The sequence below is a fragment of the Streptomyces sp. S3(2020) genome (assembly GCF_013044505.1).
GTDB lineage: Bacteria > Actinomycetota > Actinomycetes > Streptomycetales > Streptomycetaceae > Streptomyces.
The window spans coordinates 40801-51133 of the sequence record NZ_JABERD010000059.1 but is presented as its reverse complement, the minus strand read 5'-3'; the positions used below and the strand labels follow the sequence as shown (position 1 = coordinate 51133).

The following is a 10333-nucleotide window of genomic DNA, read 5'->3' as shown; positions in this document are numbered from 1 at the left end:
GACTTGCCGGAGCTCCCCCCCTCGCCCATCCACTGCCCCGCCCTCCCCTGCTCCCCCTCCCCGCCGCTCCCCGCCCCCCGCCGGCCCTACTCCCTGTAGTAGCCGCCCAGGTGCTCGACCCCGCTCTCGACGCCGCCCGCCCCCCCCCGCCCCACCTCCCCCCCCCCGCCCCCCCCCCCCTCCCCCCCCGCCCACCCCCCCCCCACCCCCCACCCCCCCCCCCCCCCCCCGCCCCCCCCCCCCCCCCCCCCCCCCCCGCCCACCCCCCCCCCCCCGCCCGCCCCCCCCCGCCCCCCCCCCCCCCCCCCCCCCCCCCAGCACCTGCCACCCGCCGACCCGGCCGCGCGTCACTTCAGCATGCAGGGCCGCACGGTCTACGCCCACGCCGTACGCCGCATGACGCAGTCCGCCAACTCAGCGCTCCAACAGGCAGGTTGGGCCCCTGACACGGTACGGGCCTTCGTCGGCCACCAGGCCAACCAGCGCATCCTGGACTCCGTCGCCGAGCGCCTGGGCATCGCGCCCGCCCACCGGTTCGGCAACATCCGCGACCTCGGCAACACTGCGGCCGCCTCCATCCCCCTCGTCCTGGCCGACCCGGCCGTCCACCAGGCCGTTCCACCCGGCGAGCGCTCCCTGCTGACCGCCTTCGGCGGCGGCCTGACCTGGGCCTCCGTCGCCCTGCACTGGCCCGCCGCCGTCCCGGCCACCGAAGCACCGCCCACTGATCTCGACACCACCCCCCTGTGCACCCCTGACCTCTCAAGGAGCCACCCGTGGACCGCGTCTACGACCACCTCGTGACCCTCCTCAGCGACAAGTTCGAGGTCGACCCCGACCGCATCGCCCCGGACGCCACCCTCGACACCCTGGAACTGGACTCCCTCGCCGTCGTCGAGCTCTACGTCACCCTCCAGGAGCAGTGGCAGATCCCGCTCGACGACTCGGGCGCCTCCGGTGAGCTCACCGTCGCCGACGTGGCCCGTGCGGTGACCGCGCTGCTGGACGCGGGCGAACCCGCCCCGGGACACCAGGCCGCACAGTGATCGGCGAGGTGGCCGTGACCGGCATCGGCCTCGTCACGCCCGGCGGCATCGGCGTGCAGGACACCTGGGAGACGGTGTGCGCCGCCCGGTCCACCGCGCGCACCGACCCCGTGCTGAGCGACCTGCCGGTGACGATGTCCTGCCGGGTCCCGGACCTCCCCGCAGGCCGGGGCCGTCTGTGGCGCTTCGACCGCGGCACCCGGTTCCTGCTGACCGCCGCACGGGAGGCCCTCGACTCCGCCGGCCTGGACCCGGCCGACTGGGATCCCGCCCGCGTGGCGGTGGTCATCGGCACCGCGGCCGGCGGCATCGACACCCTCGAAGCCCAGCACCACAAGTTCCTCACCACCGGCCCCGCCGCTCTGTCCCCGCTCACCATGCCCGCCTTCCTCCCCAACATGACGGCCGGCCACCTCGCCCTGGACCTCGGGATCACCGGCCCCTCCCTGCAGACCTCCACCGCCTGCGCCTCCGGGGCCACCGCCCTCATCACCGCCTGCCTGCTCCTGCAAACCGGGGCCTGCGACATCGCCCTCGCCGGCGGCACCGACGCCATGGTCACCCCCCTGTGCGCCGCCGCCTTCGCCAAAATGGGCGCCCTGTCGAAGCGCAGCCACGACCCCGACCATGCCTCCCGCCCCTTCGACAAGGACCGCGACGGCTTCGTACTCGGCGAGGGGTCCGGCATTCTCGTCCTCGAACGCCGACGCCACGCCGACGCCCGCGGTGCCCGCACCCTGGCCCGCCTCGCCGGCCACGGCACCACCAGCGACGCCCACCACCCGACGGCCCCTCACCCCGAGGGGGCGGGTCTGCGGGCGGCGACCCGCACCGCCCTCGCCCAGGCGGGCGCCGACCCCGACGACGTCGACCACATCAACGCCCACGGCACCAGCACCCCGCTCAACGACAGCGTGGAAGCCACCGTGATCCGCGACCTCTACCCCCGCCGGCCGCCCTCCGTCACCTCCGCCAAAGGCGCCCTGGGACACACCATGGGCGCCGCCGGCGCCATCGAGGCCGCCCTCACCGTCCTGACCATCGCCCACGCCGCCACACCACCCACCGCCAACTTCACCGCCGCCGACGCCACCACCAGCGGCATCGACCTCATCACCCAATCCCCCCGCCCCCACCCCGTCCGCCTCGCCCTCAGCCACTCCCTGGGCTTCGGAGGCCACAACACGGTGCTCGCCTTCACCGCCCCGTGACGGCGCTCCCGCCGGAGCCGCACTCCGAACTCACTCGATCACGCCGTCATACGACGGCACGCAGCCCTGACACGTCATTCGAGTGGAACTCGGGACGGAACTGATCTCAGGCAGAGACGGATGAACAGACATTCCATGTCCGCGTGTTTCGGAACGGACCGACACAGTCGGCTGATCACAGCAGGGACTCACGCGTGAAGAACTGGGCGCTCAGCTCCACCACCACAGCCAGCCCGGCTGCGCGCACCGACGGGCCATTCACCGTGTCGCCGTTCACGCAGCGGTGCGCCGGCATCCTGGACCGGCGCCGGCACATCGTGATCGGCGTCAGCCCGGGCAGCGGCTTCTTCTCACAGGAACGGCTCACCGCCCTGCTGCACTGGGCGGATGAGCGGTTCGCGCGGGTGGACATGGTGACCGCACACGTCGAGATGGCCGCGTGCACCTACCTCGGCCGCGGCTACGCACCCAAACACGCACGAGCCCGCGCGTACCGCGATGTCCGGCAGATGACCAACCGGATCACCCGGGCCGTCAAGGACAGCGGGGTAGACACATCCCGGTGCCGGGTCCTGTACATCTCGGACGGCTTCGAGACCCCGGCCTACCGGGATGCGCGCGAGCAGATCACCCGCGCGGAGCAGACGTTCCCCGCGTTCCACGACCTCTGCACGCGCATGGTGGCCGACGCACTGCGCGGCGACCGGATGCCACCGGGCTGGCAGCCCGACGCCGACCAGATCAGCGCGGGCAGGCAGTACCTGGAGATGGAACTGCCCTACCTCGTGAACTCGCCGGGGATCCTGGGAACCACGGAGTCCGTCTTCGCCTACCGGGCCGTGCCCGCGCTGGCGCCCTTCTTGTATCAGCCGGAGGCGCCGCTGCCCGCGGCGTCAGGCCAGGGCTTCGTGCAGCTGGAGCCCCGGCACTGACCTGACGACGCGGCCCGAGTCCTCGACGACCACGTTCTCCGCGCCGCGCGGCTTCCCTATCCGCGGAACGCCGTCACTGGTGACGGAGCAGCCGTAGCCCGCGCTCTACTGCTGCGGCACTCCGCCACACACGAGGGGCCCTCGCGCGCGTGGGTGCGCACCCGTCCTTCACAGGTGATGCTGTGACAAGGCCGACAGAGCGGGAAGAAAGGGAGCGGCGGGCGGGCGCGAGGAGAACGGAGCCGGTGGTTGTGGGGATACCCGAGGTGAAAGTCGGCGTCAGAGCGGACGCGGTGGGTGGCCTGGCACGGGCGGCCGAGCTGCTCCTGGACGGTCGTGGGGTGGTCGTCGGGTGGCCGGGGACGGCCGAGCGGCTGCTGGGCTATGCGGCATCGGAAGTGGTCGGTCGGCCTGCGGTGGGACTGCTGGTGTCGGACAACGGGGTGCGGGTGTCCGAGCTGGTTCAGCGGTGCCGGGCGGACGGCGGCTGGTCGGGGGTGGTCTCGGTGCGGCACGCCGACGGGCGGCCGACGCCGGTCGAGGTGCGGGTGGTGCGGCTGCCGGAGGAGACGGGCCAGGCGAGCTGGCTGGTGTCGGCGGCGGACGCGGCGCTGTCCGCGGTGTGGGGGCTGGGCCCGGCCGTGCTGGCCCAGCTGCCGGTGCGGTCCCCGGTGGGGCTGGCGGTGGTGGACGCAGAGCTGCGGTGCGTGTGGTCGAACGCCGCGCTGGAGCACTTCGGCGGCGGGACGGCCGCCGAACGTCTGGGGCGCAGGCTCGCGGAGATCCAGCCGGGCCTGAACGCCGAGGTCCTGGAGATGTACATGCGCCGGGTCCTGCACAGCGGTGAGCCGGTCGTCGGCCTGGAGCACGTGGGCCGCACCCGGTCGGACCCGCACCGGGACCATGCTCATGTGATGTCGTTCGTGCGCATCGACGACGATCTCGGCCACCCGCTGGGGGTGTGCTACTCGGTGTTCGACACCACCGACCGCTACCGGGCCCAGCAACGCCTCGCCCTGCTGGGCCGGGCCAGTGAGCAGATCGGCCGCAGCCTGGACGTGGGCAGCACCGCGCAGGACCTGGCCGACGTGGCGGTGCCCGAGCTGGCCGACTGCGTCGTCGTCGACCTGCTGGAGTCGGCGGCCACCGGCGCGGAGCCGGTGCCCAGACGGGCCGGCGACGGTCCCGGCGAACGGCTGCTGCGCCTGGGCCGGCGGGGAGCGTACGCGCAGGGCGCGGACACGGCGGTCGGGTACGACGCCACTTCACCCCTGTGGCAGGTACTGGCCGACGGCCGGTCCCGGCGGACCGCGCACCTGGACTCCGAGGCCGCGTGGTGGGCCGGCGGCATTCTGACGGGCGGTGCGTCCAGGCCGCACACGGCGATGGTGGTGCCGCTCCTCGCCCGCGGCACCGCCCTGGGCGTGGCCACCTTCATCCGCGCACAGAACGACGAGCCGTTCGACGAGGAAGACCTGCGCCTCGCCGAGGAACTCGTCGCGCGCGCCGCCGTATGCCTGGACAACGCCCGCCGCTACGCCCGCGAGCACACCGCCGCGCTGGTGCTGCAGCGCAGTCTTCTGCCGCACGGCATGCCCGCGCAGCAGGCGGTTCAGGCGGCCGCGCACTACCGGCCGGGTGATGAACTGTCCGCGCTGGGCGGCGACTGGTACGACGTCATACCGCTGTCCGGGGCCCGGGTCGCCCTGGTGGTGGGCGAGGTCCCAGGCCACGGCATCGAGGCAGTCGCTGCCATGGGACAGCTGCGCACCGCCGTACGCACCCTCGCCGACCTCGATCTGCCACCCGAGGAAGTGCTCGCCCACCTCGACGACCTCATCACCCAGGCGGCCCGCGAGGAACAGACCGGCGGTGCCGGAGGACACCAGGTGGGCGGGAGAGGCGCTGCGGGGGCGACCGGGGCCAGCTGCCTGTACGTGATCTACGACCCGGTGAGCCTGCGGTGCGTCATGGCGAGTGCGGGCCACCCCACCCCGGCGATCATCACCCCAGGCGCTGCACCTGGCTTCCCTGACCTGCCACAAGGACCCGCGCTGGGCATCGGCGGGCTGCCGTTCGAGTCCATCGAGCTGACGCTGGCCGAAGGCAGCGTGCTGGCCCTCTACACCGACGGCCTGATCGACGAACCGGACGCGGGGAGGGACGGTCTCCGCCGTGCGCTGGCGGCACCCGGGCTTTCGCTGGAGCACCTGTGCCGGCACGTCGTCGACGAACTCGCGCCGGCTCGCCCTCTCACCGACGACGCCGTCCTGCTTCTGGCCCGGACCCGCGGCCTGGATGCCGGCCATGTCGCCTCGTGGGATCTGCCCAGCGACCCGGCGGTCGTCGCCCAGGCCCGGAACATGGCCACCCGCCAGCTCATCGTCTGGGGGCGCGAGGACCTGACCGACACCACCGAGCTCGTCGTCAGCGAACTCGTCACCAACGCCATCCGGCACGCGACCGGGCCCATCCAACTGCGCCTGATCCTGGAACACACCCTGATCTGCGAGGTCTTCGACGCCAGCAACTCCGCCCCACACCTGCGCCACCCCCGCACGGCCGACGAAGGTGGACGCGGCCTGTTCCTGATCTCCCAGGTCACCCGGCGCTGGGGCACCCGCTACACAGGAGACGGAAAAATCATCTGGGCCGAACAGCCCCTCGACCACGACGCTCTGGACTTCGGCACTGCAGGGACCGCGATGGAAACCTGATGAGGTCCGATCAGCACGCGGCTGCGGCCTGGCCGGGAAGGGCGGGGCGCCGGGCTTAAGCGGAGCCGCGCCAGCCGTTCCCTGAGCGGTGCCCGGCCGGATTCGGGGCCGGACCGGGCGGTGCCGCCCATTCCCCCCACCGGGCCGACTCGCGTGGCGCAGCCTCCAGTGAACCGTGATGGCCTGCGGGACAACAGCGCGCGCAGGAAAGCGGAGTGTGTGCCCGGTTCACACAGGGTGTGCAGATGCGGGATGACCGCCTGCGCTCGCCGGACTTCCTCGCCGCCGCCCACCCCTATCTGCTTTTCGACGGCGGCGACTTCGTGCACCGTGGCGGTTCGCACTGGGAGGTGACCGGGGCGCTGGAGCTGCACGGCGTCTCCAGGACCGTGAAACTGGAGACCAGCTACCTCGGGCTGGGCACCGGCATGGAGGGGGAGCAGCGTGCGGCCTGCAAGGCCGTGACCGAGCTGCACCGCGAGGACTTCGCCCTGCCCTGGCAGAAGATGCTCGCCCACGACATCGCCGGCGATCGGCACCACCATCCGCGTCGAGATGGACATCCAGGTCCTGCGGGCCGCACAGCTGGACGCCCCGCCCGCGGCCGGGTGACACCGGGCACCCGCCGGGCAGCGCCTTCCGCGCCGCTCAGGCCGACCGTTGTCGCGTGGGGCGGGCGGCGAGCAGGGCGATGTCGTCCTCCGGGTCGTCCGGGGCGACCCGGGCGAGGACCTGGCCGATCAGGTCGGCAGGGGCCGTACCGGCGTGGATGCGGGTGAGGCGGGCCAGGGAGGCGTCGATGTCCTCGTGGCGACGTTCGACCAGGCCGTCGGTGTACAGCAGGAGTGTGGCGTCTCTCTCCCAGGGCACGGTGAGTGAGGTGTAGCGGCCGTGGCCGGTGCCCAGCGGCGGTCCCGGCGCCACCGGCAGAAACGCGGACTGGCCGTCGGGGCCGAACATCACGGGCGGCAGATGGCCAGCGCTGGCGCACATGCAGGTGCCCTCCGCCGGGTCGGCGACGGCGATCACGCAGGTCGCCGGGCGCTCGGCGCCGGTGGTGTGCAGCAGGTGGTCGAGTTCGACCAGGATGCGGTCGGGGCGGGGTTCGCGGGCGGCGACGACGCGGAGCATCGCCTGGTAGCGGCTCATCGCGGCGGCGGCCTGGATGCCGTGGCCCATCACGTCGCCCACCGCCAGCAGGGTCCGCCCGCGATCGAGGGCGACGGTCTCGAACCAGTCCCCGCCCACCAGCACCCCGCGCCCGGCGGGCCGGTAGTGGTAGGCGACGTCGAGGTCTGGGTGCGGGCGTCCGGGCTCGGCCAGCAGGGCGCGCTGCAGTTGGACGACGGCGTTGTGTTCGGCGGTGTAGCGGCGGGCGTTGTCCAAGCTGATCGCCGCCCGGCCGGCCAGGTCCTGGGCGATCACCGCGTCGGCCTCGTCGAACAGTGGCGAGGTGCCCGCCCGGACCATGCTGACCGTGCCGACGTCATGGCCTCGGGCGGTCAGCGGCACGATCAGCGCGGAGTGGATGCCCGCCGCCCGGTACGCCGCCACCCGCCCGGCGCCGGGAGCGACCCGGCCCAGTTCTGCGTCGTCGGGCACGTTGTCGATCACCGGCTGTCGTGTCTGCAGACAGCGGGGGATGGACGAGCCGGGCTGGTAATCCACGTACGTGCCGGGCACCCCGAGCGGCCGCAGCGCCACCTCCAGCTCGGGCACCGAGGCCATGGCCGCCCGCCGCAGCCGCAGCGACCCGTCCCGCGGCACCCTGCTGGTGCCGTGCTCGGGGAAGACCTCCACGGTGGCGGCGTCGGCGAGCATCTCCACCAGGAACTCGGCGAGTTCCTGACAGGTGGTGTCCATGTCCAGGGTGGTGCCGATGCGGGTAGCGGCCTCATCGAGCAGCGCGAGGCGCTCCCGGGCCCGCTCCAGCTCGCGCTGCTCGTGCCGGGCGGCGGAGATCTCCAGCAGGATGCCAACGATACCCACTGGCCGGCCGCCTTGTTCGAGGCGGTGGTAGGCGCCGTGCCAGTAACGGCGCTCCAGCGGGGAGTCGGCCCGGGTGTGGCCGCTGGAGACCGTCTCCCGCGCGATGCCATCGGCGACAACCGTGTGCAGGACGTCCTCGCGGGCCTCGACGTCGGGCACGATCTCGGCGACGGTGCGCCCCAGGTGCTTGTCGGCAGGGACCCCGTTCATCCGGGCCAGGGTGGGGTTGACGTACCGGTAGCGCAACTCGGTGTCCAGCACGCCGACCGCTGCCGGCGTCCCGTCCAGGATCTGGCCCAGCAGCTCCTGCACCTGCGCCGACCATGCGTCCCAGAACGCGGGGCCGCCCTCCCACGCCCCCTCGCCCTCATGCCTGACCTGCTGGCCCACGTCAGCATCGCACCACAGCCAGCGGGTCACCGCACCCGGAAACGCCAGGAATCCGCCACCATCCCCGCCATACCTCCACACCTCCCCTCCGACCGCACGACCGGCAGGGCCCCATGACGGCGATCTTGGCAGCGGCTCATCCCGGCGAGGCAAGGCTCATCACACCACCGTGGTGCGGCCCGAGCCAGCGCCCTACCCACGGACACCGACGACGATGGCACGTACCCAGGCGCTGGCCGCGGACAGGGCGCTGTACCGCCGTATGCCATTCCTTTAACCGGAACTGCGTGAAATGCACCCGTCCGGCAGACGCACCGGCGGCCTGCTACGCCGTTGACTTGGCCCATGAATCCCCTGTCGGCCACACCGACCCCGATCTACGACGCCCTCTACGCACAGTGGCGAGCCGGCCGCCTCGCCGTGCCGGGCGAGCGCGGCCCGGAAGACCACTGTCCGGTACCCGACTTCGGCTATCGCCCGGCCATGGATCACTGGAATCAGGCTCCGCATCCGCTGCAGTCAGGCCCCGGCGAATGGGTACCCCGGCAACTGCCCTGGCCCGGCGGCCGCAGCCCCGCCCCCGTTCCTGTCCTCCACGCCACCGCCCGGCCGTTCTGAGTCCCAGAGGCCGGTACTGGCCTCTGGGAAGAAGCAGGCGGGGGAAGGTGTGTCCGGCCGCCACGGCCGGACACACCTCTGCGGGAAGCGTCAGCAATCCCGCAGCTCCGGCGACTGGTTCAACAACTGCGCCTCGACGGAGGTGAAGCGCGCGTACCGCTCACCTGCGCCGGGCGTGGGGGCGAACACCGCGAGGCGGTGGCAGTTCTGGAAGGCCAGGCGCACCCCGAAGTGCCGCTGGAGCGCGCCGCGTATCGCATCGCTGGCCATCGCGCGCAGCAGCTGCCCGCGAGCCTGCTCGTTGGGCGGCGGTACCTGGTTGTCCGCGAAGTCGCCTCCCCCCGCCTCCGCTTGGGCGACCAGGGCGCAGACCATCTCCCAGGCGTAGGGCAGGGATGTGCGGATACAGTCGATGAACTCACCGTCGCTGACCTGGCCTTGTTCGGCCTTGGCGAGCAACTCGGGGGAAACGGCGAGGGACATGGAACCTCCGGTGAGTGGCCCGTCCGGCGTCGTTACAGCGGGCGGGGCCTGGGGCATGGACCGACCGCCGTGGCGGGGGTGCCGACGGCGGTCGCCCGGGACCGTACCCAGGCGGCATGCCGCCCATGTCCGGAGATCGTCAAACCTTTGGGTCGAATGGGTTGACCGATGGTCAATTCCACACTCGGCAGCCTCGCTCAAGGGCACCAGGTCCGGGCTGGTGGTGCCATTGAGGGCGTCGCGCAGCCGGAAGGGGCCCTCGAACTCCGCATGCCGGGCGAACCGTTTCAACAAGAGGCCGATCAGGCGGTCGTCTCCGGCACGGACGGCACTGACGATGCACGGGACGCCCCCGCAGCCATCAGTCCGGGATGCTTCATTCCAGTCCTGCATATGCCCGTGGTACCAGGCGGAACGACCGCGCAGGGAGGGCCGCCGCTCGAACGGGTGAACTCCGCACCGGCGGCGCATACCCGCCAATAGGCGTGGGCATTGCGGCCAGGCACCTCCCTGTCCCGAGGCGGCACGGCTGCCCACCTGCGCATGACCTGGAGCTCGGCGCGCTGCGGCCGCGGAGCGGCTCTTAGCCTGGGCGAAGGATGCGACGGTCGTTCGCGGCATGGACAGTTGTTGCCGACGGCCGGGGGCGGTCTGATGCGGGGCCGTTGGCGGATACTGCGAAACCCGGCTGCAGTGCTGCTTGTTGAGCCTGCAACTATCCGGGCGAGGCGCAGCGGAGGGGCAATCGTCCATAGCCGCTTGGTTCCGGCCCGGACATGCGGGTTGTCGCATATGCTCGATGGAGTTGCTGAAATCCGGTCAACAAGGCGGCGCGCTGTCTAGCGCGCCGTGGGGAGGACACGGGATGTACAGCGCTCTCACTCCCACTGCTCAAAGCCGCTACGACACCTACGTGGACCACATACAGCACTGCACCCGGTGCCCCG

8 protein-coding genes and 1 pseudogene are annotated in these 10333 nt (G+C 72.5%); 7 read left to right on the top strand and 2 right to left on the bottom strand.

What is annotated here, in order from left to right:
* Positions 1–357 precede the first annotated feature (357 nt).
* The 6 genes and pseudogenes from HLK59_RS20480 to HLK59_RS20455 all read left to right on the top strand — a co-directional run.
* Entirely contained in the window at positions 358–804 is a 447-nt protein-coding gene (locus tag HLK59_RS20480; RefSeq protein WP_346779779.1) for a 3-oxoacyl-[acyl-carrier-protein] synthase III C-terminal domain-containing protein, read from the top strand.
* A complete protein-coding gene (locus HLK59_RS20475) occupies positions 777–1046 on the top strand; it encodes a phosphopantetheine-binding protein (protein WP_132800241.1) in 270 nt (89 codons plus the stop codon). Before HLK59_RS20480 ends, HLK59_RS20475 begins: the two co-directional genes overlap by 28 nt.
* On the top strand, positions 1043–2257 hold the full coding sequence (locus tag HLK59_RS20470) for a beta-ketoacyl-[acyl-carrier-protein] synthase family protein (RefSeq protein ID WP_171142929.1): 1215 nt from the start codon (positions 1043–1045) through the stop codon (positions 2255–2257). Before HLK59_RS20475 ends, HLK59_RS20470 begins: the two co-directional genes overlap by 4 nt.
* Before the next feature lie 194 nt (positions 2258–2451).
* The gene (locus HLK59_RS20465; RefSeq protein WP_165951228.1) at positions 2452–3189 is read left to right on the top strand and encodes a tRNA-dependent cyclodipeptide synthase; all 738 of its coding nucleotides are present in this window, start codon (positions 2452–2454) and stop codon (positions 3187–3189) included.
* Positions 3190–3455: 266 nt separating this feature from the next.
* Positions 3456–5906, top strand: coding sequence for a SpoIIE family protein phosphatase (locus HLK59_RS20460; RefSeq protein ID WP_346779778.1), 2451 nt, complete (start codon positions 3456–3458; stop codon positions 5904–5906).
* A 239-nt stretch (positions 5907–6145) separates the two neighbouring features.
* Positions 6146–6518, top strand: a pseudogene (locus tag HLK59_RS20455) (YceI family protein); the annotation flags it as partial.
* Positions 6519–6554: 36 nt separating this feature from the next.
* Here HLK59_RS20455 and HLK59_RS20450 read toward each other — a convergent pair.
* Positions 6555–8285 carry a SpoIIE family protein phosphatase gene (locus HLK59_RS20450; protein WP_171142927.1) on the bottom strand — a complete coding sequence of 577 codons (1731 nt, stop codon included), beginning with the start codon at positions 8283–8285 and terminating at the stop codon, positions 6555–6557.
* 345 nt (positions 8286–8630) lie between these two features.
* Between HLK59_RS20450 and HLK59_RS20445 the strand changes: the two genes are divergently transcribed.
* Positions 8631–8903: a hypothetical protein gene (locus HLK59_RS20445; RefSeq protein WP_171142926.1), complete on the top strand. Its 273-nt coding sequence runs from the start codon at positions 8631–8633 to the stop codon at positions 8901–8903.
* A 90-nt stretch (positions 8904–8993) separates the two neighbouring features.
* Here HLK59_RS20445 and HLK59_RS20440 read toward each other — a convergent pair whose 3' ends face one another.
* Positions 8994–9386, bottom strand: a complete 393-nt coding sequence (locus HLK59_RS20440) for an SCO5389 family protein (protein WP_171142925.1) — start codon at positions 9384–9386, stop codon at positions 8994–8996.
* Positions 9387–10333: the final 947 nt, after the last annotated feature.

What these genes read in the sequence shown, in the direction of transcription:
- HLK59_RS20480 (WP_346779779.1), top strand. Translation starts at nt 358, where the DNA reads ATGCAGGGCCGCACGGTCTACGCCCACGCCGTACGCCGCATGACGCAG.
- HLK59_RS20445 (WP_171142926.1), top strand. Translation starts at nt 8,631, where the DNA reads ATGAATCCCCTGTCGGCCACACCGACCCCGATCTACGACGCCCTCTAC.
- HLK59_RS20440 (WP_171142925.1), bottom strand. Translation starts at nt 9,386, where the DNA reads ATGTCCCTCGCCGTTTCCCCCGAGTTGCTCGCCAAGGCCGAACAAGGC.